At 59.4% G+C, this 21,369-nt stretch carries 20 protein-coding genes; 10 read left to right on the top strand and 10 right to left on the bottom strand.

Annotation, left to right across the window (positions count from 1 at the left end):
- Positions 1-87: 87 nt before the first annotated feature.
- The 4 genes from eutC to exaC all read right to left on the bottom strand — a co-directional run bounded on the left by eutC (position 88) and on the right by exaC (position 5,647).
- On the bottom strand, positions 88-912 hold the full coding sequence (eutC, locus tag AC3ISI_RS25560) for an ethanolamine ammonia-lyase subunit EutC (protein ID WP_489334348.1): 825 nt from the start codon (positions 910-912) through the stop codon (positions 88-90).
- An 8-nt stretch (positions 913-920) separates the two neighbouring features.
- The gene (locus AC3ISI_RS25555; RefSeq protein WP_489334347.1) at positions 921-2,315 is read right to left on the bottom strand and encodes an ethanolamine ammonia-lyase subunit EutB; all 1,395 of its coding nucleotides are present in this window, start codon (positions 2,313-2,315) and stop codon (positions 921-923) included.
- A 201-nt stretch (positions 2,316-2,516) separates the two neighbouring features.
- Positions 2,517-3,887 carry an ethanolamine permease gene (eat, locus tag AC3ISI_RS25550; protein ID WP_489334346.1) on the bottom strand — a complete coding sequence of 457 codons (1,371 nt, stop codon included), beginning with the start codon at positions 3,885-3,887 and terminating at the stop codon, positions 2,517-2,519.
- 239 nt (positions 3,888-4,126) lie between these two features.
- Positions 4,127-5,647 (bottom strand): acetaldehyde dehydrogenase ExaC, encoded by a 1,521-nt coding sequence (gene exaC, locus AC3ISI_RS25545; RefSeq protein WP_489334345.1) that lies wholly within the window; start codon positions 5,645-5,647, stop codon positions 4,127-4,129.
- Positions 5,648-6,071: 424 nt separating this feature from the next.
- Between exaC and AC3ISI_RS25540 the strand changes: the two genes are divergently transcribed.
- Positions 6,072-7,979 (top strand): sigma-54-dependent Fis family transcriptional regulator, encoded by a 1,908-nt coding sequence (locus AC3ISI_RS25540; protein WP_489334344.1) that lies wholly within the window; start codon positions 6,072-6,074, stop codon positions 7,977-7,979.
- Positions 7,980-8,015: 36 nt separating this feature from the next.
- Here the strand turns inward: AC3ISI_RS25540 and AC3ISI_RS25535 are convergent, their stop codons facing one another.
- Positions 8,016-9,086 carry a J domain-containing protein gene (locus AC3ISI_RS25535; protein ID WP_489334343.1) on the bottom strand — a complete coding sequence of 357 codons (1,071 nt, stop codon included), beginning with the start codon at positions 9,084-9,086 and terminating at the stop codon, positions 8,016-8,018.
- Between the two features lie 249 nt (positions 9,087-9,335).
- Here AC3ISI_RS25535 and mpl point away from each other — a divergent pair, with 249 nt between their 5' ends.
- Genes mpl through AC3ISI_RS25520 form a run of 3 tightly spaced genes read left to right on the top strand, consistent with a single transcriptional unit; the run spans position 9,336 to position 11,591 of the window.
- Positions 9,336-10,685 (top strand): UDP-N-acetylmuramate:L-alanyl-gamma-D-glutamyl-meso-diaminopimelate ligase, encoded by a 1,350-nt coding sequence (gene mpl / locus AC3ISI_RS25530; protein ID WP_489334342.1) that lies wholly within the window; start codon positions 9,336-9,338, stop codon positions 10,683-10,685.
- Positions 10,682-11,314, top strand: coding sequence for a flavin prenyltransferase UbiX (ubiX, locus tag AC3ISI_RS25525; protein WP_489334341.1), 633 nt, complete (start codon positions 10,682-10,684; stop codon positions 11,312-11,314). Before mpl ends, ubiX begins: the two co-directional genes overlap by 4 nt.
- Positions 11,307-11,591: a YceK/YidQ family lipoprotein gene (locus tag AC3ISI_RS25520; protein WP_489334340.1), complete on the top strand. Its 285-nt coding sequence runs from the start codon at positions 11,307-11,309 to the stop codon at positions 11,589-11,591. Before ubiX ends, AC3ISI_RS25520 begins: the two co-directional genes overlap by 8 nt.
- Positions 11,592-11,722: 131 nt before the next feature.
- Here AC3ISI_RS25520 and AC3ISI_RS25515 read toward each other — a convergent pair whose 3' ends face one another.
- From AC3ISI_RS25515 to AC3ISI_RS25505, 3 genes are all read right to left on the bottom strand, one after another.
- Positions 11,723-12,364: an oxidoreductase gene (locus AC3ISI_RS25515; RefSeq protein WP_489334339.1), complete on the bottom strand. Its 642-nt coding sequence runs from the start codon at positions 12,362-12,364 to the stop codon at positions 11,723-11,725.
- A 27-nt stretch (positions 12,365-12,391) separates the two neighbouring features.
- The gene (locus AC3ISI_RS25510) at positions 12,392-14,110 is read right to left on the bottom strand and encodes a C13 family peptidase (RefSeq protein WP_489334338.1); all 1,719 of its coding nucleotides are present in this window, start codon (positions 14,108-14,110) and stop codon (positions 12,392-12,394) included.
- A gap of 101 nt (positions 14,111-14,211) precedes the next feature.
- Complete coding sequence (locus tag AC3ISI_RS25505) at positions 14,212-14,667, bottom strand: MaoC family dehydratase (protein WP_489334337.1); 456 nt, start codon at positions 14,665-14,667, stop codon at positions 14,212-14,214.
- A gap of 195 nt (positions 14,668-14,862) precedes the next feature.
- Here AC3ISI_RS25505 and AC3ISI_RS25500 point away from each other — a divergent pair, with 195 nt between their 5' ends.
- Genes AC3ISI_RS25500 through AC3ISI_RS25490 form a run of 3 tightly spaced genes read left to right on the top strand, consistent with a single transcriptional unit; the run spans position 14,863 to position 16,539 of the window.
- Complete coding sequence (locus tag AC3ISI_RS25500; protein WP_489334336.1) at positions 14,863-15,225, top strand: CidA/LrgA family protein; 363 nt, start codon at positions 14,863-14,865, stop codon at positions 15,223-15,225.
- Entirely contained in the window at positions 15,222-15,938 is a 717-nt protein-coding gene (locus AC3ISI_RS25495) for an LrgB family protein (RefSeq protein WP_489334335.1), read from the top strand. The genes AC3ISI_RS25500 and AC3ISI_RS25495 overlap by 4 nt, the downstream gene beginning before the upstream one ends.
- A gap of 10 nt (positions 15,939-15,948) precedes the next feature.
- A complete protein-coding gene (locus AC3ISI_RS25490) occupies positions 15,949-16,539 on the top strand; it encodes an LON peptidase substrate-binding domain-containing protein (RefSeq protein ID WP_489334334.1) in 591 nt (196 codons plus the stop codon).
- 21 nt (positions 16,540-16,560) lie between these two features.
- On the opposite strand, the gene AC3ISI_RS25485 is transcribed toward AC3ISI_RS25490, so the two are convergent.
- The gene (locus AC3ISI_RS25485; RefSeq protein ID WP_489334333.1) at positions 16,561-17,877 is read right to left on the bottom strand and encodes a bifunctional DedA family/phosphatase PAP2 family protein; all 1,317 of its coding nucleotides are present in this window, start codon (positions 17,875-17,877) and stop codon (positions 16,561-16,563) included.
- An 87-nt stretch (positions 17,878-17,964) separates the two neighbouring features.
- Positions 17,965-18,663: a DNA-3-methyladenine glycosylase gene (locus tag AC3ISI_RS25480; RefSeq protein ID WP_489334332.1), complete on the bottom strand. Its 699-nt coding sequence runs from the start codon at positions 18,661-18,663 to the stop codon at positions 17,965-17,967.
- 177 nt (positions 18,664-18,840) lie between these two features.
- Between AC3ISI_RS25480 and AC3ISI_RS25475 the strand changes: the two genes are divergently transcribed.
- The 3 genes from AC3ISI_RS25475 (at position 18,841) to rsfS (ending at position 21,369) form a co-directional block, all read left to right on the top strand.
- A complete protein-coding gene (locus AC3ISI_RS25475) occupies positions 18,841-20,112 on the top strand; it encodes a glutamate-5-semialdehyde dehydrogenase (RefSeq protein ID WP_489334331.1) in 1,272 nt (423 codons plus the stop codon).
- Positions 20,081-20,803, top strand: a complete 723-nt coding sequence (gene nadD / locus AC3ISI_RS25470) for a nicotinate-nucleotide adenylyltransferase (protein ID WP_489334330.1) — start codon at positions 20,081-20,083, stop codon at positions 20,801-20,803. The genes AC3ISI_RS25475 and nadD overlap by 32 nt, the downstream gene beginning before the upstream one ends.
- Before the next feature lie 71 nt (positions 20,804-20,874).
- The gene (gene rsfS, locus AC3ISI_RS25465) at positions 20,875-21,369 is read left to right on the top strand and encodes a ribosome silencing factor (RefSeq protein ID WP_489334329.1); all 495 of its coding nucleotides are present in this window, start codon (positions 20,875-20,877) and stop codon (positions 21,367-21,369) included.

The following is a 21,369-nucleotide window of genomic DNA, read 5'->3' as shown; positions in this document are numbered from 1 at the left end:
TGTCTTGCGTGACGGCGATGGGAAACCCGTGGCGGCCGTTCGTCGATCCTGCCTTAAACCTGCGCAGTAACGCAATGCAGAAACGGTTCAGGCATCTGCTTGACCCAACAGGAAGTTGCGTTTCATGTCCGCTCCTGCGTCTGAGTCCAGAGTCTGAAGCTGCGCTTCATCCTTGAGATTGACCCCTGACAACTGTCTGCGACAGGCCTCGCGCATTAAATAAAGCAAACGATGTGCCGCCATGCCGTAACTCAGGCCTTCGAGCCGGACATTGGAGATGCAATTGCGATAAGCGTCTGTCAGGCCGATTTTGGGATTGTAAGTGAAATATAACCCCAGACTGTCCGGGGAACTGAGTCCAGGACGTTCACCGATCAGGATGACCGTCATTTTCGCCCGCATCAGTTCACCGATCTCGTCGGCCACCGCAACGCGGCCCTGAGCGACCAGCATCACTGGCGACACGGACCAGCCTTCGGCCTGCACCTGTTCTTCCAAGCGCGCGAGAAACGGCAGGGTATGGCGATGAACGGCCAGCGCCGACAGCCCATCGGCCACCACAATCACCAGATCGACACCGCCGGGATTGGCCGAGGCATAGGCGCGCAGTGTCCGCGCCGACTCATCGCTCAACTTTCGACCCAGATCAGGGCGCTGCAAGTAGCTGTTTCTGTCCGTGGCGGCGCTGTGCAGCAACACACTGTCGCGCCCGATCTCGGCCAGTTGCGAGCTGAGCCCTGTCGAGTCGAACGGCAGATGCACCGCATCCCGCGCCTGAGCGTGGGCGTACTGGAAATCCAGTTGGGCGCTGGTCGGCATGCTGGTGCCCGTGCGCCCCAGGGCAATTCGTGCCGGTGTCAGGCGCCGCAATTCCAGCAACGGGTTCTGTGGATCAACGGGTGGTTTTTCCATGAAGGCACTCATCCCAATTGCGCCATCGCCTGGCGGAAGGCCGGGGGCAGGCTGTCGCCGAAGTGAATTTTGCCGTCTGCCTGGGTAAAGATGCCCATTTTTGTCAGCCACTGTTCGAATTCCGGTGCGGGTTTCAGGCCCAGGGTCTGACGGGCGTAGAGGGCATCGTGGAACGAGGTGGTCTGGTAGTTGAGCATGATGTCGTCGGAGCCGGGTATGCCCATGATGAAGTTGATCCCGGCCACGCCCAGCAAGGTCAGCAGGGTGTCCATGTCGTCCTGGTCGGCTTCGGCGTGGTTGGTGTAACAGATGTCGCAGCCCATCGGCACGCCCAAAAGTTTGCCGCAAAAGTGGTCTTCGAGACCGGCGCGAATGATCTGTTTGCCGTTGTAGAGGTATTCCGGGCCGATGAAGCCTACGACCGTGTTGACCAGAAACGGCTTGAAGTGACGCGCTACGGCGTAGGCGCGGGTTTCGCAGGTCTGCTGATCGATGCCGTGGTGGGCGTTAGCCGACAGTGCGCTGCCCTGACCAGTTTCGAAATACATCAGGTTCTGACCCAACGTGCCGCGATTGAGGCTCAAACCGGCGTCATAACCTTCCTTCAAGACATTCAGGTTGATGCCGAAACTGGCATTGGCCGCTTCGGTGCCGGCAATCGACTGGAATACCAGATCCAGCGGAACCCCGCGATTGATCGCCTCGATCGACGTGGTGACGTGGGTCAGCACGCAGGCCTGGGTCGGGATTTCGTAGCGCTGGATGATCGCGTCGAGCATTTCCAGCATCGCGCAGATCGACGCGATGCTGTCAGTGGCCGGGTTGATGCCGATCATCGCGTCGCCATTTCCGTACAGCAGGCCGTCGAGGATGCTCGCCGCAATGCCCGAGGGCTCGTCGGTGGGGTGATTGGGTTGCAGGCGAGTGGATAGCCGGCCACGCAATCCCATGGTGCCGCGAAACCGGGTGACCACGCGGATTTTTTGCGCCACCAGCACCAGGTCCTGGACGCGCATGATCTTCGACACGGCGGCCACCATTTCCGGTGTCAGGCCGGGGGCGAGCGCGCGCAGGCTCTGTTCATCGGCGGCATCACTGAGCAGCCAGTCGCGAAAACCGCCGACGGTGAGATGGCTGACCACGGCGAAGGCGTGTTTGTCGTGAGTGTCGATGATCAGTCGGGTGACCTCATCGGCCTCATAAGGAATCAGTACTTCCTGCAGGAAGTGGCTCAGCGGGATGTCAGCCAGGGCCATCTGCGCGGCCACCCGCTCTCCATCATTGAGCGCAGCGACACCCGCCAGGAAATCACCGGAGCGCGCTGGACTGGCCTTGGCCATGACGTCCTTGAGGCTCTCGAAGCGATAGGTCTGAGCGCCGACGGAGTGGGCAAATGTGGCCATGGGATGGTGTCCTCCTGAACTGTACAAGTCTTGATAACACTGACGTCCCTTGTAGGAGCGAGCTTGCTCGCGAAAGCGGCGTCACACCCGATGCATGTGCTGGATGACACACCGCATTCGCGAGCAAGCTCGCTCCTACATTGGATCTCAATGCACTTCAATATGGCAGGCGCCGGGCGATTGGCCCGGCGCCGGTGCAACTCAAATACCTTCGAGCATCGCGTCGGCCGGCGCATCGGCGCGTTGCTGGGCGGTCAGCTGGAAATACAGGTAACCGGCCGCCATGAAGCCGAGGAACACACAGCCGATCAGCGTGTTGAACCAGGCCATGGCCACCAGGCACACCACTGCCAGAAACAGCGCAATCGCCGGCACAATCGGATAGCCCGGTGCGCGGAAGGTGCGTTCCAGGTTCGGTTCGGTCTTACGCAGTTTGAACAGGCTCAGCATACTGATGATGTACATCACGATGGCACCGAATACCGACATGGTGATCATCGCCGCCGTCAGGGTCATGCCTTGCAGGTTGACCAGGCCATCGCTGTAAATCGCCGCGATGCCAATCACACCACCGGCCAGAATGGCGCGGTGCGGGGTCTGGAAGCGCGAGAGTTTAGCCAGGCCGCTTGGAAGGTAGCCGGCACGCGCCAGGGCGAAGAACTGGCGCGAGTAGCCGAGGATGATCCCGTGAAAGCTCGCCACCAGGCCAAACAGACCGATCCAGACCAGCATGTGCATCCAGCTTGAATTGTTGCCGACCACGGCCTTCATCGCTTGGGGCAGCGGGTCATTGATGTTGGACAGTTGGCGCCAGTCGCCGACGCCGCCGGCCATCACCATCACGCCGATGGCCAGGAACACCAGGGTCAGAATACCGCTGACGTAAGCCTTGGGAATCGTGCGTTTCGGGTCCTTGGCTTCTTCAGCCGCCATGGCCGCCCCTTCAATTGCGAGGAAAAACCAGATCGCGAAGGGAATGGCGGCAAAGATGCCGGGAATGGAGGCAATCGTGAACTCATTGGAGCCTGACCAGCCATTGAGCACAAAGTTACTGAAACTGAAGCCTGGCGCGACGACACCCATGAACACGAGCAACTCGGCGACCGCCAGTACGGTGACCACCAGTTCGAAAGTCGCGGCGATACTAACGCCGAGGATATTGAGGGTCATGAAAACAAAATACGCGCCAACGGCGGCGATCTTGGGGTCAAGTTCCGGGTATTGCACGTTCAGGTAAGCGCCAATAGCCATGGCAATGGCCGGGGGCGCAAAGACGAATTCGATCAGGGTGGCGATGCCGGCGATCAATCCGCCTTTCTCACCAAACGCCCGCCGGCTGTAGGCGAACGGCCCTCCCGCGTGGGGAATCGCGGTCGTCAGTTCGGTAAAGCTGAAGATGAAGCAGGTGTACATCGTCGCCACCATCAGGGCAGTGACGAGAAAACCCAGGGTGCCTGCGGTGCCCCAGCCGTAACTCCAGCCGAAGTACTCGCCGGAAATCACCAGGCCGACGGCAATACCCCATAGGTGCAGGGTTCCGAGTGTGGGTTTGAGCTGTGTAGAAGCAGTCATAAGTCCTCGCTGTCTTTTTATTGTTTGATCTTTTGGACTTGCGGTACGACGTTTTAGCTGTGAAGCGGGCACGCAAAGCCCGTGCCAGAGCGGCCAGAGCGATGTTTTGGGTGCCTTCGATGACGCCATCGCGAGCAGGCTCGCTCCCACAGGGGGAGCGCGGTGCAAATGTGGGAGCGAGCCTGCTCGCGCTAGCTATAGAAAGGGCGATGCAGAACTCCCTGCACCGCCCCCGGTTTTTAGAAGAAGCCCAGCGGATTGATGTCGTAGCTCACCAGCAGGTTTTTGGTCTGCTGATAGTGATCAAGCATCATTTTGTGGGTTTCACGGCCGACGCCGGACTTTTTGTAGCCACCGAACGCGGCATGCGCCGGGTACAGGTGGTAGCAGTTGGTCCACACACGACCGGCCTTGATGGCGCGACCCATGCGATAGGCGCGGTTAATGTCGCGGGTCCAGAGGCCGGCACCCAGGCCGAACTCGGTGTCGTTGGCGATGGCCAGGGCTTCGGCTTCGTCCTTGAAGGTGGTGATGCTCACCACCGGGCCAAAGATTTCTTCCTGGAACACGCGCATTTTGTTGGTGCCCTTGAGCAGGGTCGGCTGGATGTAATACCCGGTTGCCAGGTTGCCCTCGAGTTTTTCTATCTTGCCGCCGGTCAGCAACTCGGCGCCTTCGCCCTTGGCGATTTCCAGATACGAAAGGATTTTGTCGAATTGCTGCTCGGATGCCTGGGCGCCGACCATGGTGTCGGTGTCCAGCGGGTCGCCACGTTTGATCGACAGGACTTTTTTCATCACGACTTTCATGAAGTCGTCGTAGATCGACTCTTGCACCAGCGCGCGGGACGGGCAGGTGCAGACTTCGCCCTGGTTGAAGAAGGCGAGCACCAGGCCTTCAGCGGCTTTTTCGATGAAGGACGGTTCGGCCTTCATGATGTCTTCGAAGAATATGTTCGGCGATTTGCCACCCAGCTCCACGGTGGACGGAATGATGTTTTCGGCGGCGCATTTCATGATGTGCGAGCCGACCGGAGTCGAGCCGGTGAAGGCGATTTTGGCAATGCGTTTGCTGGTGGCCAGCGCTTCGCCGGCTTCTTTGCCGAAGCCTTGCACGATGTTCAGCACGCCGGGTGGCAGCAGGTCGCCGATCAGTTCGACCAGCACGGTAATGCCCAGCGGGGTTTGTTCGGCAGGCTTGAGCACCACGCAGTTACCGGCGGCCAGGGCCGGGGCGAGTTTCCAGGCGGCCATCAGGATCGGGAAGTTCCAGGGGATGATCTGCCCGACTACGCCCAGCGGTTCGTGGATGTGATAGGCGACGGTGTTGCCGTCGATCTCGGCAGCACTGCCTTCCTGGGCGCGGATGCAACCGGCGAAGTAGCGGAAGTGGTCGGCCGCCAACGGTATGTCGGCGTTGAGGGTTTCACGAACGGCTTTGCCGTTGTCCCAGGATTCGGTGATTGCCAGCAGTTCCAGGTTTTGCTCGATGCGGTCGGCTATTTTCAGCAGCACCAGCGAACGCGCCTGGGCGGACGTGGCACCCCAGGCATCGGCGGCGGCGTGGGCAGCGTCCAGGGCCTTGTCGATGTCTTCGGCGGTGGAGCGCGGGAATTCGGCAATCGGTTGGCCATTCACTGGCGAGGTATTGGTGAAGTACTGACCTTTGACAGGCGCGACGAACTCGCCGCCGATGTAGTTACCGTATTTGCTCTTGAACGAAACGATAGCGCCTTCAGTACCGGGGTGAGCGTAACGCATGGTGGGATTCTCCTTGGCTTTTGTGCTTATAAGGGAGAGCGCATGTGCGCTTGTATAAGCGTAGAGCAAAGGTCGCGCCACTGCTTTGCAGGTCAGGCAAATCAAGGCTTTGCGTGGTTTTTGTCGGACAGGCGGGCGGTGCCTGTGACGGTTTCGGTACAGTCGGCGTGACACTTTGTACCGTTTGTGACACAGCCGGTGAATGGCCGGTCTTGCAAGCATTGCAATGCACGCTAGGCTGGAGGATGCTCGGACTCGCGCTCCATGTAGCAGCTGCCGAAGGCTGCGCACGAGTGCGCAGCGCTCGCCTCGTATTCGGTCATGCACACGGGACACAAGTTTTATGACGGCTTCGCAGCCGGACGCAGCCTTCGGCAGCTGCTACATGGGGGCGAGCCAGACCTTGTGGGGAGAATAATAAGAAATGCACGACAACCATTTGAGTCGCCATGCCCAGCAAGTCTTGACCGTGACTCAGGGTAAATCGCACCTGCACGGCCCCGGCAGCGATCCGTCCATTGCCCGCTCCTGGCTGCGCTGTCTTGAGGATTATCACCTCGACCCGGCCCTGACGATGGCGCCCACCGTGTTGGAGCACGGCCGCGTGCTGGAAAGCCGCGAACGTTTGCAGCAGGTGCTGCACATCGCCGGCGGTGAAATGTCCAGCCTCCACCAACAACTCTCCGGCGCCGGTCACGCCGTGCTGCTGACGGATGCCCGGGGCGTGATCCTCAATTGCGTTACTGCGCCCGCCGAACGGAAGATTTTCGAACGTGCCGGCCTCTGGCTCGGCGCCGACTGGAGCGAAGCCTGCGAAGGCACCAACGGCATCGGCACGTGTCTGGTAGAGCGTCAGTCGCTGACCATTCATCAGGACGAACACTTTCGCGGACGCCACACCGGCCTGACCTGCTCGGCGAGCCCGGTCTTCGATCCTCATGGTGAATTGCTGGCGGTTCTCGACGTGTCCTCGGCGCGCCACGACGTATCACGCCAGAGCCAGTTCCACACCATGGCCCTGGTTAATCTGTCGGCGAAGATGATTGAGAGCTGTTATTTCCTGCGCTACTTCGACAACCAATGGCTGCTGCGTTTTCACTTGCAGGCCGAATCCGTCGGGTTATTCAGCGAAGGACTGCTGGCGTTCGACGGGGAAGGGCGGATCTGTGCGGTCAATCAAAGCGCGCTGAACCTGCTTGGGCACATTCGCGGCGGCTTGCTCGGAAAACCGGTGGAAGCGTTTTTCGACTGTTCGCTGGATGAATTGCTCGGCCGCGCCAGTGTGAATGCCAGTGCCAGTTGGCCGTTGCGCACCCGCGACGGCCGTAGTCTGTTTGCCGTGTTGCGTGGGCAGCCGCGCAGTATTCCAGTGCCCGTGGTGCAACGCCCGGCGATTGCCGAACGTCCACGGCTGTCGGGCATCTGCATCGGTGATGCCGCGCTGCAGGAGGATTTTCGCAAGTCGCTGCGGGTGTTCGAGCGCGATGTCCCGCTGCTGATCAATGGCGAAACCGGTTCCGGCAAAGAGGCGTTCGCCAAAGCCGTGCATCAGGCCAGTCAAAGGGCGGAAAAAGCCTTCGTCGCCCTCAACTGTGCGGCCATTCCGGAAAGCCTGATCGAGAGCGAGTTGTTCGGCTATCGCGGCGGCAGCTTCACCGGCGCGCGCAAGGAAGGCATGCGTGGCAAGTTGCAGCAGGCCGATGGCGGGACCCTGTTTCTCGACGAAATCGGCGACATGCCGTTGGCCTTGCAGACCCGACTGTTAAGGGTATTGGAAGACCGGCAGGTGGTGCCGATTGGCGGGGAGCCGGAAGCGGTCAACGTGCGAATCATCAGCGCGACTCACCGTAATCTGCTGGATCGGGTGCAGGACGGCAGTTTCCGAGAGGATTTGTATTACCGGCTCAATGGGCTGGAAGTGGCGTTGCCGGCATTGCGTGAGCGTAGTGATAAATCGCAGTTGCTCGATTTTTTACTGGCCGAAGAGGCAGGTGGGGAAACCATTCTGATCGACGGACCGGCGCGGGAAGCCTTGCTGGGTTTTGCCTGGCCGGGCAACGTGCGGCAGTTGCGCAATGTGCTGCGCACGTTGGCGGCATTGTGTGACGGCGGGCGAATCGGGCTGGAGGATTTACCGGCGATGATTCGTCAGGCGCGGCCGGTCAGGGCTGTAGAAGAGTCATCGGACCATCCGTTGGAAGATGCCGAGCGGCTGGCGTTATTGAACGCGCTGGAGCATACGCGTTGGCATATGACCCATACCGCTTTGCAGTTGGGGGTCAGCCGAAATACCCTCTATCGAAAATTGCGTAAACATGGTATCGCCCGTTAGAGAGTAGGCGTTTAAGTAAAACCGGCCGACCGTATTTCAGCGAAAAAATGTACCCGGGAAGTCATCGAACAGGTCATCGTCAAGTTCCATGGCCTTTTGAAACTCCCTTTGTTCCTTAAGCCATGTCCTAAGTATTTTGGGGTCCGTAAGCTCCTCACACAAAATGCTCAGTTCTTCGATGTCAGTGCGCAGCATGTCGAATTGGCATTGATAGATGTCAGTCAGGTTCTGAGGCATCACCTCATCAAATGGATCGAGGTTGAATTGCTGTTTGAACGCCCGCTCGTGGTCGATCACTTCCTGTTGCAACTCACCGAGCTGCTCGGCCAGAACATGGTTGTAGTGCTTGAGTCGATCAGCGGAAAGTGTTTCGAGACTGTCCGCGTTGATGTGCTCCATTTCCAACTGCAGTTGCAGCAGCTCAAGCAGGTTCCGCTCGCTGTAGGCGTGGTTGACGCGTTGCATCAGCGAGGTCTTGCGTTTGCGCTCGTTCGGATCGGTTTCCCGGTCGGGGTGCAGGGCACTGGCCAGTTTGCGGTAAACCTCACGCAAAGATTGGCTAGCTTGGGCCGCCTCTGCTTCCATGCGCTGTTGGCGTGCGTTTTTTTTACCCGGTTTTTGTTGCTGTGCCGTTTCGGCGTGCTGCTGTTCGAAGATTCGTTGCGCAATGTCTTCATGGGACTGCATGTCGACATCATCGTCCAATTCAACACCGAAAATGTCTTGCAACCCCAGTTTGAGCAACTCGTCGCTTTCGCGCTCATCAGCATCGAAGTCACCACCGCTATGTTTGTTGTACAGCGCTTTCAACGTGGCCTCCTCCTCCGCGTTGCAGTTGTCGCTATCGATCAACGAGTAGGCTTGAGCCAAAATTTCCTGAACCAATGTCTGGCGATCGGTTTTCGAGAGTTTGATCCGTTCGCTGAGACCATCCAGGACATGCACAAGCTCAAGATTGCATTGATGAAATTTGTCGAGTTGGGGGACGAACTCGCGGTGCCAGCGTTCGACATAAATGGGGGTAGTGGCTTTCCACTCCTGGAGAATCAGGCGCTGTTTTTCGATTTTCTTGATGAGGCCGTTGAATTTTCGCTGTCCTGCGGACATTTTTTTCGTTCCTGATGCAGGTGCGATGTCGAGCTGAGAAGTGTTGTTTTTCACAAGCGGCTCCAGGTGATCGTTTCAAAGTCTTGGGTAACATTATTAGAGCAAATCGAGTCAATTGCAGTGCAGTCTGACGTCAGGTGAGTCCGGATATTGTGTAGTGTGGGGGAAAGCACCGTAGGTCATCCGAAACACAAGGTGCGATTTTCCCCTCCCTACGCTAACCTGCGGCCATGTTTTACGAGGTCGACTATGCACATTCATATTCTGGGTATTTGCGGCACCTTCATGGGTTCGATGGCGGTTCTGGCCAAGGAACTGGGCCATCACGTGACCGGCTCCGATGCCAACGTCTATCCGCCGATGAGTACTCAGCTTGAGGCTCAGGGCATTGAGTTGACCCAAGGCTACGATCCTTCCCAGCTCGATCCGGCACCGGACCTGGTGGTGATCGGCAACGCCATGTCGCGCGGTAACCCGGCCGTCGAATATGTGCTGAACAAAGGTTTGCCGTACGTTTCCGGCCCGCAATGGCTGGCCGATCATGTGTTGCAAGGTCGCTGGGTGTTGGCCGTCGCCGGCACTCACGGCAAAACGACCACCAGCAGCATGCTCGCCTGGGTCCTGGAGCACGCGGGCATGAGCCCGGGCTTCCTGATTGGCGGCGTGCCGCAGAACTTCTCGGTGTCGGCACGCTTGGGCGGCACGCCGTTCTTCGTGATCGAAGCCGATGAATATGACAGCGCCTTCTTCGATAAACGCTCCAAGTTCGTTCACTACCGCCCACGCACGGCGATCCTGAACAATCTTGAGTTCGATCACGCAGACATCTTCCCTGATCTGCCAGCCATCGAGCGGCAATTTCACCATTTGGTGCGAACCATTCCAAGCGAAGGCCTGGTGATCCATCCGACCACCGAACCGGCGTTGCAGCGCGTCATCGAAATGGGCTGCTGGACCCCGGTGCAAACCACCGGTGCTGGCGGTCAGTGGCAGGTCAAGCTGCTGAGCGAAGACGGTTCGAAATTCGAAGTGATGTTCGAAGGCGTTTCCCAAGGCGTGGTCGAGTGGGACATGACCGGTCAGCACAACGTGGCCAATGCCTTGGCTACGTTGGCGGCTGCGCGTCATGTCGGCGTAGTGCCTTCTATGGGCATCGCCGCGTTGAGCGCGTTCAAAAGCGTTAAGCGCCGTATGGAAAAAGTCGCCGAAGTACGCGGCATAACCATCTACGACGACTTCGCGCACCACCCGACTGCCATCGCCACCACCCTTGATGGCCTGCGCAAACGCATCGGCGATGGGCCGTTGATCGCGATCATCGAGCCACGCTCCAACTCCATGAAGCTCGGCGCGCACCGCGACGGTTTGCCGCAAAGCGTGGTCGATGCCGATCAGGTGATCTGGTATGCCCCGGCCAACCTCGGTTGGGATTTGGCCGGCACGGCAGCGCTGTGCACTGTGCCGTCGATTGTCAGCGATTCGCTGGAAGGCATCATCGAACGCGTGAAGAGCCAGGCCCGGCCCGGGACCCACGTGGTGATCATGAGCAATGGCGGCTTCGGTGGCCTGCACGGCAAACTTGCCGAGGCGCTGCAATGAGCAGCGGCCCGGATCGCATCACGCTGGCTATGACCGGCGCTTCCGGCGCCCAGTACGGTTTGCGCCTGCTCGATTGCCTGGTGCGTGAAGATCGCGAAGTGCACTTCCTGATTTCCAAGGCGGCACAGCTGGTGATGGCCACTGAGACTGACGTGACGCTGCCGGCCAAACCGCAGATGATGCAAGCCTTCCTTGCCGAATACACCGGTGCAGCGGTCGGGCAAATCAAGGTGTATGGCAAAGAAGACTGGATGTCGCCAGTGGCTTCGGGCTCCGGTGCGCCCGCGGCGATGGTGGTGGTGCCGTGTTCCACGGGGACGTTGTCGGCCATTGCGACCGGTGCCTGCAACAACCTGATTGAACGTGCCGCCGACGTCACCTTGAAGGAGCGTCGCCAGTTGATTCTGGTTCCGCGTGAAGCGCCGTATTCGAGTATTCATCTGGAGCACATGCTCAAGCTGTCGAACATGGGCGTGACGATCCTGCCGGCCTCACCGGGCTTCTATCATCAGCCGCAGACGATTGATGACCTGATCGACTTTGTCGTGGCGCGGATTCTCAATCTGTTGAACATCCCCCAGGACATGCTGCCACGCTGGGGCGAACACCATTTGAGCAGCGATGAATAAGCTACTGATCCTTCTGCTGGTGTTGCAACTGACGGGCTGTGCCACGGCGCGCACCCTTGATGCTGCCAAGCCGGGGGCGCCGCTGGTGTATGCGGGGACGCGTCTGGATGTATACGCCATGAACGGTGGGTGCTGCGCCAAGGACCACTTTGGCGCCGAGGCGCCGAGTTACCCCGGCGTTGACCTCCCAGCCAGCGCGTTGCTCGATACGCTGCTGTTGCCGTTATCGCTGCTGACGGTGATCGGGGTGAGTTTTCAGGCGACGGGCGGGTTGTAGGAGAGCGCTTCGCGCTCTATCGCGAGCAGGTCGAATCGTCGCACCGTCGCTCCCACATTGGATTTGTGGCCCATGCGGATCAGTGTGGGAGCGAGCCTGCTCGCGAAGGCGGACTTATAGGCGCCGCAGAGTTACTTGCCTAGTTTGCGCAACTCATCCGATTCAACAATCCGAACCCCATCCTGCTCTTCCAGCGCCAAGCGCCACATCGCCCGGGCCAGTTGGCAGGCTTCGATGCCGTGATATTTGCCCGGGATCAGGCGCGACAGCGGGCCGGCAATTTTCTCACCCAGACGTGGCGTGACGCGATCACCGAGCAGTAGAGAAGGGCGGCAAATGGTCAATTGCGGCCAGTCCTGCGCGCGCAATGCGTGTTCCATCTCGCCTTTAACCCGGTTATAGAAAATCTTGGATCTGCGATCGGCGCCCAAGGCGCTGATTACGATCAGGTGCCGTGCGCCCATTTCCCGTGCGCGTTTGGCGAAAGCCACCACCATGTCGAGGTCGACCGCGCGAAACGCTTCTTCGGAGCCGGCCTGTTTGATTGTGGTACCGAGGCAGCAGTAGGCAATGTCGACGCGACCGTTCAATTGCGGCAGAAACACCGTTGGGTCGCCGACCGGGTTTTCCAGGTGGGGATGTTTGGCCAGTGGTCGCCGTGAAGGGGCCAATACCCTTGAAATGGTGGGCTCATTGAGCAAGCGATCAAGCAAGTGTTCACCGGTCAACCCGGTAGCTCCGGCAAGCAATACATGCTGAGGCGTCAAGTACATAGTGTTTCCCCCTTGATACTGTTCAGCTTAGTTGTTCTTTGAGTCCTTGCTGTCGGTAGAGATACTTTGTAGCGCTTTTCGTGCCTGCTGCTTGCGTAACAACTGCCAGTGCGCAATCACCCCTTTAGGCGCCCACATCTGCGGCTCAGAGGCTTCGAAGCCGTCCGCCACTTCGCGTTCGGCGACAGTCGCCTTGGCCAGTTTGAAGGCTTGCTCCAGGTCGTCGGTCTGGTTCAGTGCCTGGGTGAACAGGGCGTTGCCGAAGTAGGTGGAGTTGGCTTCTTCGGAGCAGCCGAAGGACACGCGATCTGCCCGCGAGGCAGTGATGATCAAGGTGCGTTCGTCCTTGAGGGCGGGAATGAAACCGCCGGAGTAGCAGGACGAAATCACAATGATCTTGTCGCGATTCTTCAAGGGTGCAAGCACCGCGGCGAGTTCATCGGCCGGCAGATCCGACAGTTCCATGCGCGGCTGATCGAGCACCAATTCGTGTTCGCTGGTGCCGTGGCTGGTCAGGTAGATGAAGATCAAATCTTCCGGGCCGCTGCGTTCGGCCAGCGTCAGTGCGGCGCGGCGCAGGTTTTCCCGGGTGGCCATCGGCCGGTCGACCATGTGGTCGCGATGATTCACCAGACGGATCTGACCAAATGCACCGAAGCGGCTGCTGAGCATGTTGCTGACATAATCGGATTCGCGCAAAAACACGCTTTGTTTGCCGTCACCACCCAAGGTCAGGGTGTACAACTCGACGGCCGGAGTCGAGCTCGGAACGTTAAGCAGTGCGTCGTCGAGCAAGCGGCCCTGAGCCAGCAAACCGAGCTCAAGGCTATCGGGCAGCAGCTTGCCATCGGCGTCACGCACACGTTGGCCATTGATCCATGTGCCGCTTTGCACGGTGCCGTCAGTCAGCACCAGCGTGCCGCGTCCCGAGTAACTGTCATTGTCGAACTGGCCCGTGTAGAAGCTGCCGTCCGGCAGGTTCAGTCGCCCTTGGCCGGTGAAGCGCCAGTCGCTGAACCGGCCGATGTAGTGGCTGCCATCGGCACCGATCAACTCGCCCTTGCCGTTCAACGAGCCTTCCTTGAACTGACCCAGCCAGACATCGCCGTCGGCATTCTCGTAGCGGCCCTTGCCGTGCAATTGATTATTCTTGAAACCGCCGACGTAAATGTCGCCCTCGGCGCTGTTGAAGGTGCCGTTGCCTTCCAGCTGTCCGTTGACAAAATGCCCGGTGAACTGATTGCCGCTGGCGTCGCCACGCTGGCCTTCACCGTTGGGTTTGCCTTGGGCGAACTGGCCCTGGTAGGAGCTGCCGTCGTCGAGTTCGAGATGACCGAGCCCTGAATATTGATCGGCCTTGAATTCGCCGCGATAGGTTATGCCGCTTTCTTTGAGCGTGCCTTCGCCTTCGCGCCGGCCGAGTTTGAAACCGCCGGTGTAACTGCTCTCAGGCGTGGTCAACGTGCCTTGGCCGTCGAACAGGCCCTGATTGAATTGCCCGCGAAAGACCTCGCCGTTGCTGCCATGCCATTCGCCTTGGCCATGCCATTGACCCTTGTCGAACTCACCGGCGTACCAGCTCTTGTTCGGGTAGTCGATGCGGCCCTGGCCTTGCAACAAGCCGTCAACCAGATCCCCTCGATAGCGTCCACCGTCCGGCAAGCGGGCATCGGGGGGCAACAGCGATTCGCCGTCGCCGCAAGCGGTGAGCAACAGGGTCAAGGCAAGGAGTGCAAGTGAGCGCATAGCAGGATCCGGGCAATTAGGCGACGGAGTATGCCGCAGCTATGTGTCGTATATATAGAGACGGTCGCGAAACAGCGTGAGCTGTTTCGCGACCCGGAGACTTACACGAAGCAGAGGGACAGGGACTCTGCAACATAAGCTGGTTTGTCCGAGCCTTCTATCTCAAGGGTGGCGATGGCTTTGAGCAGCCATTGGCCTGGTTTTTTCTCGGTGACTTCGCCCAACTCGACCTTGAGGCGTACTTTCGAGTTGACCTTGACCGGCTGAATGAAGCGCACGCTGTCGAGGCCGTAGTTGACCACCATCTTCAAGCCTTCTGGCATGACGAGGATGTCTTCCATCAACTTCGGGATCAGTGACAGCGACAGGAATCCATGTGCGATGGTGCTACCAAACGGCGTTTGCGCGGCTTTGACCGGATCGACATGAATAAACTGAAAGTCACCTGTGGCTTCTGCGAACAGGTTGATGCGCTCCTGATCGATGGTAAGCCATTCGGAACGTCCGAGTTCCTTGCCGACATAATCTTTGAGTTCTGCAACCGGAACATGGGGCATTGAGACTCTCCTTGGGTTTCATCGGATTTATAGTTTTTCGGGTGGGGGGATTTGACCTCCCTGTGAACCACTTTAGATCAACATGGCAAATGGCTCCGGTCAACTGTCCATGCTTTTGGCGAATGCCGATCCATAGCGCTGACGTGCTTATAATGCTCGGCCCCTTTTTGGTGGGGAGAGCACGGGAGATGCCGGATGTTGTTACGTGGCCTGACCTGGCTGGTGCTGTTCCAATTGCTGGGCACAGCCATCAACCACTTGTTTTTACCGGTGCTGCCGGGGCCGATTATCGGTTTGCTGTTGTTGCTGGTGTACCTGATTTCGCGCGGACAAGTCGGTGAGCCGCTGAGCCTGGCGGCCAGCAGTCTGCTGCGTTATTTGCCGTTGCTGCTGGTGCCGCCGGCCGTGGGCGTGATGGTGTATGCCAAGGACATTGCCGCTGATTTCTGGGCCATCGTCGGCGCCTTGGTGTTGTCGCTGGTGCTGTCCATGGCCTTCGCCGGGGTGCTGATGCAACGCATGGTCAAGCGCCACGCCCCTCACGGAGATGACCAATGACCCTTGATTGGCATGGAGCGCTTGAGGCGGTGATTCACCATCCGTTGTTCGGCATCGGCATTACATTGGGTGCTTATCAGCTGGTGCTGGCGGCTTTCGAAAAAACCCGCTGGATCTTTTTGCAACCGGTGCTGGTCTCGATGTTGGTGGTGATCGGTATTCTCCTGACATGCGGCCTGACGTACGCCGAATACCGCAAGAGCACCGAGATCCTTAGCATATTGCTCGGGCCTGCAACCGTTGCGCTGGCCGTGCCGCTGTACCTCAATTTACGGCGGATTCGGCAGTTGTTCTGGCCGATATTTACTACGCTGGTGATAGGTGGCGTGGTGGCCACGGGCCTGGGCGTGTTGCTGGGTTGGGAGTTCGGTGCCGAACACATGATCCTGATGACCATGGCACCCAAGTCGGTGACGTCGCCGATTGCCATGCTGGTGGCCGAGCAGATCGGCGGCGTCGCGGCACTGGCAGCGGTGTTCGTGTTGATCACCGGCGTGATCGGTGCGATCTTCGGTCCGAGTTTGTTGACCCGGCTCGGCGTGCACAGCCCTGAGGCTCGCGGCATGGCTTTGGGCATGACCGCCCATGCGGTGGGCACTTCGGTGGCCTTGCAGGAAAGTGAAGAGTGCGGCGCGTTTGCGGCGCTGGCGATGAGTCTGATGGGCGTGGCCACGGCGGTGTTCCTGCCGTTGGCGGTGTCGATGATGGTGTAAGGAAATGTCTATGAGTTTGCCGCTTTTTCCGCTGAACACAGTGCTGTTTCCTGGCTGCATCCTCGATTTGCAGATCTTTGAGGCGCGCTATCTGGACATGATCAGCCGCTGCATGAAACAGGGCGGCGGCTTCGGCGTGGTGTGCATCCTCGACGGCGAAGAAGTCGGCATCGCTCCGGCAGGGTATGCCTTGGTGGGATGTGAAGCGCTGATCACCGATTTCAAACAGCAGGACAACGGCCTGCTGGGGATTCGCGTGCAGGGCGGGCGGCGTTTTCATGTCTTGCACACCGAGGTTCAGCGCGACCAGTTGACCGTCGCCGACGTCGAGTGGCTTGAAGACGAGCCTGAACAGCCGCTGCAGGATGAAGACGCCGATTTGGTGGCGCTCCTGAAGGCGTTGGCCGAACACCCGATGGTCGAAGCATTGAACATGGGCACTGAGGCGACCGGGCAACAATCATTGGCTAATCAGTTGGCCTATTTGCTGCCGTTCGCGGAAGTGGACAAAATTGACCTGTTGCAACTCGACGATCCGCAGCAGCGACTGGATGCGATTCAGGCGCTGCTGGATGAGTTGCAGGGGGAGTTGTTTGCCTGATTGCGGCTGATAGGGCGCACGTCAATAGGCATACCGCAACATCGCATTCGGCAAGTGCCGCAACGCAAAGAACGCAAACAATGCCATCAGCGCCGGCAACACCAGCCACCAGACCTTGGGCGGCATGGCGTTGAGCGGTGTCTTGCGCTGACTGAGCCACAAGCTCGCCGCACAAACACAGGCAGCCAACATGGCGCCGGCCAGTACATCCGTCGGCCAATGCGCGCCCAGATACACCCGCGACAACGCAATCGCCAATGCCGGCAAGCAGCCCAGCAGCAACCAGGTCAGGCGCATCCGCGGTGGTTGCCCACGACCTGCCAGAACCGCGAGGGTCAGGAATAACGCGAATGCCCCCGAGGCATGGCCGCTGGGCATGCTGTAGCTGGTCAGCGGATCGCTGAGCACTTCGGGGCGCACGCGGGCGAAGAAGTGTTTGGTTGCTGTATTCCCTAGCGCGGTGAAGAGCAAGGTGCTGCCGGCAAAAATCGCCTGCCGCCATTGTCGCGTGATCAACAGCAGGCCGGTCAGCAGTGCGCTGAACAGCAGCATGTTGCGAAACTCGCCAATCAGCGTAAAGACGACCGCCACTTCATCGAGCGTCGGGCCGCGGTGTTCCTGCACCAAGGTCATCACGCCCTGATCAAGCGCGGTCAGGTACGGGTAGCCGATAAACAGCCCCGCCAGAATCAGCAAGCTCATTCCGGCAATCAGCATCGTCGCCTTGCGATGACGGCGCAGGCTGCTGGTGACGCTCAAGCCAATCATGACAGCAATAGCGCCAGCGACGACTCCCGCCTCAGGCCAGAAGCCTTCCGGCAATGGAAGGCGAATCGCCGCGCCCGTCGCCCAGCCGGGCAGCAAGTACGCCACACTCCACCCCGCGGCAGCCAGCAGGCTGACGGCGAGAAATCGCGGGAATGGCATATCGAACATTCCGGCAACCATCGGCAGCATCGGGCGCAGCGGCCCGATAAAGCGCCCGACCAACAGGCTGGCGATGCCATAGCGCTGGAAATACGCCTCGGCGCCGGTAATCCATTCCGGGTGATGGCGCAAACCCGGCAGCCGCCGGATGTTCTGATGGAAATGTCGACCGATGAAGTAGGACACGACATCGCCCAGCACACCGGCGATGAACCCCAACAACAGCGTTTCACTCAACGACAACGCGCCGCTGCCAGCCAGTACCGCCACCGCAAACAGCAACACCGTACCGGGCACGATCAGCCCGGCAATCGCCAGGCACTCCACAAAGGCCACTATGAACACCGCTGCAGCCAGCCATTGCGGGTTGACCGTTAACCAACCGGTGATGCTATCGAGCCATGGGCCCATAAAAACAACTCCATAAATACTCATTGGTCCCATGGGGGAGGAACGCATTCTTCAAAACACTACAGATCCCTTGGGGGATATCCATCTTCAAGACAGTAGAAAATAATCGCGACCTTCGACCTGCCCCCGTCGCAGCGGATTGCGCGTGCAATACGGCGCGTAAGCCGCATCGACAAAGCGGTACATCAAATGTTCGTCGCGCCCATGGGGGATGCCCAGGCGCGTGGTCTGGATGATGTGAGCAGGCGCCGGGCCGATGTCTTCCACCAGTAACACATCATGATCGAAACGCTTGGCGTCCCAGACCGGCACCTTCAAACCCAGGGCCTTGCACAACAGGGTCTGTCCGGCACACAGCTTTTGCGAGGGGCGAGGGCGGCCTTGGGCGTCAGGATTGTTCAATAGCATTTGCGCCAGGCTCGCCGGGCCACTCAGTTCATCGACCCATGGATAGGCTGATTTGATCAGCACCGCATTGCCAGGACCTTTGGCGCTGAAATTCAAAGAATCGCCACCACGGGCGTAATACATATAGATGTGGCCGCCATCCAGAAACAAAGCCTTACGCTTTTCTGTGTAGCCGAGGGAGGCGTGGCTGCCTTTTTCTTCAAAGTAATAGGCTTCGGTTTCAATAATCCGGGCGCTGAGCCACAGGTCGCCGACCCGATGACGAATGACTTTTCCGAGTAAATCCCGGGCCAGAGCTTGCGCGTCACGGTCGAAAAACGCGTCCGAAAGACCGGTGGGCCGGCTTGCAGCGGACGCTCGAACAGTCAGGTTGGACATGATGAACGGCGTTTATCAGGGCTGATTGAACGGTGATGATAACAATTTGCAGCTTAATCACGGCTGAACGTCGGCAAATTGCCCTCGATTTCGACCATCCGCCCGTCACCGCTGTTAGTCGGGAGACGCGACAGCTATAATCTGCCGCTTTCCTCTTTGCCAAGACCACCGCAGACAATGACTGAGTCCGTTCTTGACTACATGACCCGCCTGGGTCGCGCCGCCCGCGAAGCCTCTCGCGTCATCGGCTGTGCCAGCACCGCGCAGAAAAACCGCGCCTTGCAGGCCGCTGCCAATGCGCTGGACGCTGCACGCGCCGAGCTGACGGCGGCCAATGAGCTGGATTTGGCCGCGGGTCGCGCCAATGGTCTCGAACCTGCCTTGCTGGAGCGTCTGGCGCTGACCCCGGAACGCATTGACGGCATGATCGTCGGCCTGCGTCAGGTGGCCGCATTGCCGGACCCGGTCGGCGCGATTCGCGACATGAGCTTCCGGCCGTCGGGTATTCAGGTTGGCAAGATGCGCGTGCCGTTGGGCGTGATCGGGATCATCTACGAATCCCGACCGAACGTGACCATCGATGCCGCCAGCCTGTGTCTCAAGTCTGGCAATGCCACGATTCTGCGGGGCGGCTCCGAAGCGATCCATTCCAATCGCGCCATCGCCGCCTGCATCCAGCGCGGCCTGGCCGAAGCCGAGCTGCCGGCCGCCGTGGTGCAAGTGGTCGAAACCACCGACCGTGCCGCCGTTGGCGCGCTGATCACCATGCCGGAATACGTCGACGTCATCGTGCCCCGTGGCGGCCGTGGCTTGATCGAGCGTGTCAGTCGTGATGCGCGCGTGCCGGTGATCAAGCACCTGGACGGCATCTGCCACGTTTACGTGAGTGAACATGCCGATCTGGCTAAAGCCCAGCGCATTGCCTTCAACGCCAAGACCTACCGTTATGGCATCTGCGGCGCCATGGAAACGCTGCTGGTGGATCAAGCCGTTGCCAAAAGTTTCCTGCCATCGATGGCTGCCCAGTTCCGCGAAAAAGGCGTCGAGCTGCGCGGTTGCGAACGTACACGAGCGATCATCGATGCCGTAGCGGCCACCGAAACAGACTGGACCACTGAATACCTGGCGCCGATTCTGTCGATTCGCGTGGTCGACGGGCTGGATCAGGCCATCGAACATATTAATAAGTACGGCTCCCATCACACCGACTCGATCGTCAGCGAAAACCTCGCCGACACACGGCGTTTTGTCGCGCAAGTCGATTCGTCGTCGGTGATGATTAACACCCCGACGTGCTTCGCTGATGGCTTTGAATACGGATTGGGTGCCGAGATTGGCATTTCTACTGATAAGCTGCACGCCCGCGGCCCGGTGGGTCTCGAAGGTTTGACCTGCGAGAAGTACATCGTCGTCGGTGATGGCCAGTTGCGCGGCCAGGCGTCAGTCTGACTTGAGCGACCTTGACTCGACAGCCCCGGTCACCCCGCGTGAGCCTCAGCCTCGCCGGATTGGCATGCTGGGCGGTACGTTCGACCCGGTGCACATTGGCCATCTGCGAGGTGCGCTGGAAGTCGCCGAGGCGTTGGCGCTCGATGAGTTGCGTCTGACACCCAGTGCCAGGCCGCCGCATCGCGGTACGCCGCAGGTGTCGGCCAATGACCGTCTGGCGATGGTCGAGTGCGCGGTGGCCGGTGTGGCGCCGTTGGTGGTGGATGCCCGCGAATTGCAGCGGGACAAACCGTCCTACACTATCGATACCCTGGAGCTGATGCGCGCCGAACTGGCCGCCGAGACTCAGGTATTTCTACTTTTGGGCTGGGACGCATTTTGCGGCCTGCCCACTTGGCACCGCTGGGAGGAGTTGCTCCAGCATTGCCACATCCTGGTGCTGCAACGCCCGGATGCCGACAGCGAACCGCCGGATGCCTTGCGCAACCTGCTGGCAGCGCGCTCGGTGAGCGACCCGCTGGCCCTCAAAGGGCCGAGCGGACAGATTGCATTCGTCTGGCAGACACCGCTCGCGGTATCCGCCACCCAGATCCGTCAACTGCTGGCCAGCGGTAAGTCGGTACGTTACCTGGTGCCCGACGCGGTCCTGGCCTACATCGATGCGCACGGACTTTACCGTGCGTCGAACTGAAAAGAGGCGCGCTTCAAGCACGTGATCACGTGTATCGAAGCCCCCGAACATACGAGCAAAACGAGTTTTATATGACTGACAAAGACGTAGCTAAAGTAAAGCGCAAAGGCACATTCAAAAGCGCCCCACTGCCAGTAGCAGCACCCACCGGCCCGGAACTGGTCGGTGAAGAACTGGTCAAGGTTGCCGTAGCGGCCCTGGAAGACGTCAAGGCCCAGGACATTCAGGTGATCGACGTTCGTGAAAAGCAGAGCATCACTGACTTCATGATCATCGCTACCGGTACGTCCAACCGCCAGATCGGCGCGATGCTGGACAAGGTTCGCGAAGCCGTCAAAGCCCAGGGCGTCAAGCCATTGGGTGAAGAAGGCAAGGGCGACAGCGACTGGGTGCTGCTGGATATGGACGACGTCATCGTGCACATGATGACCGCCTCGGCTCGCCAGTTCTACGACCTGGAGCGTCTGTGGTCCGGCGCTGAACAGAGCCGTGCTCTGAACGCGGCTCACCACAGCCCGGAAAATACCCACGAGCATTTCATCAAGCTCAACAAAGACCAGCAATAA

The organism is Pseudomonas sp. GL_139_B (genome assembly GCF_057834475.1).
Note: the sequence above shows the minus strand (reverse complement) of the source record. Positions and strands in the feature narration are given on the sequence as shown.

Coding starts and splice junctions, on each gene's coding strand:
- eutC (WP_489334348.1), bottom strand. CDS start 912: ATGGAAAAACCACCCGTTGATCCACAGAACCCGTTGCTGGAATTGCGG.
- AC3ISI_RS25555 (WP_489334347.1), bottom strand. CDS start 2,315: ATGGCCACATTTGCCCACTCCGTCGGCGCTCAGACCTATCGCTTCGAG.
- eat (WP_489334346.1), bottom strand. CDS start 3,887: ATGACTGCTTCTACACAGCTCAAACCCACACTCGGAACCCTGCACCTA.
- exaC (WP_489334345.1), bottom strand. CDS start 5,647: ATGCGTTACGCTCACCCCGGTACTGAAGGCGCTATCGTTTCGTTCAAG.
- AC3ISI_RS25540 (WP_489334344.1), top strand. CDS start 6,072: ATGCACGACAACCATTTGAGTCGCCATGCCCAGCAAGTCTTGACCGTG.
- AC3ISI_RS25535 (WP_489334343.1), bottom strand. CDS start 9,086: ATGTCCGCAGGACAGCGAAAATTCAACGGCCTCATCAAGAAAATCGAA.
- mpl (WP_489334342.1), top strand. CDS start 9,336: ATGCACATTCATATTCTGGGTATTTGCGGCACCTTCATGGGTTCGATG.
- ubiX (WP_489334341.1), top strand. CDS start 10,682: ATGAGCAGCGGCCCGGATCGCATCACGCTGGCTATGACCGGCGCTTCC.
- AC3ISI_RS25520 (WP_489334340.1), top strand. CDS start 11,307: ATGAATAAGCTACTGATCCTTCTGCTGGTGTTGCAACTGACGGGCTGT.
- AC3ISI_RS25515 (WP_489334339.1), bottom strand. CDS start 12,364: ATGTACTTGACGCCTCAGCATGTATTGCTTGCCGGAGCTACCGGGTTG.
- AC3ISI_RS25510 (WP_489334338.1), bottom strand. CDS start 14,110: ATGCGCTCACTTGCACTCCTTGCCTTGACCCTGTTGCTCACCGCTTGC.
- AC3ISI_RS25505 (WP_489334337.1), bottom strand. CDS start 14,667: ATGCCCCATGTTCCGGTTGCAGAACTCAAAGATTATGTCGGCAAGGAA.
- AC3ISI_RS25500 (WP_489334336.1), top strand. CDS start 14,863: ATGTTGTTACGTGGCCTGACCTGGCTGGTGCTGTTCCAATTGCTGGGC.
- AC3ISI_RS25495 (WP_489334335.1), top strand. CDS start 15,222: ATGACCCTTGATTGGCATGGAGCGCTTGAGGCGGTGATTCACCATCCG.
- AC3ISI_RS25490 (WP_489334334.1), top strand. CDS start 15,949: ATGAGTTTGCCGCTTTTTCCGCTGAACACAGTGCTGTTTCCTGGCTGC.
- AC3ISI_RS25485 (WP_489334333.1), bottom strand. CDS start 17,877: ATGGGCCCATGGCTCGATAGCATCACCGGTTGGTTAACGGTCAACCCG.
- AC3ISI_RS25480 (WP_489334332.1), bottom strand. CDS start 18,663: ATGTCCAACCTGACTGTTCGAGCGTCCGCTGCAAGCCGGCCCACCGGT.
- AC3ISI_RS25475 (WP_489334331.1), top strand. CDS start 18,841: ATGACTGAGTCCGTTCTTGACTACATGACCCGCCTGGGTCGCGCCGCC.
- nadD (WP_489334330.1), top strand. CDS start 20,081: ATGGCCAGTTGCGCGGCCAGGCGTCAGTCTGACTTGAGCGACCTTGAC.
- rsfS (WP_489334329.1), top strand. CDS start 20,875: ATGACTGACAAAGACGTAGCTAAAGTAAAGCGCAAAGGCACATTCAAA.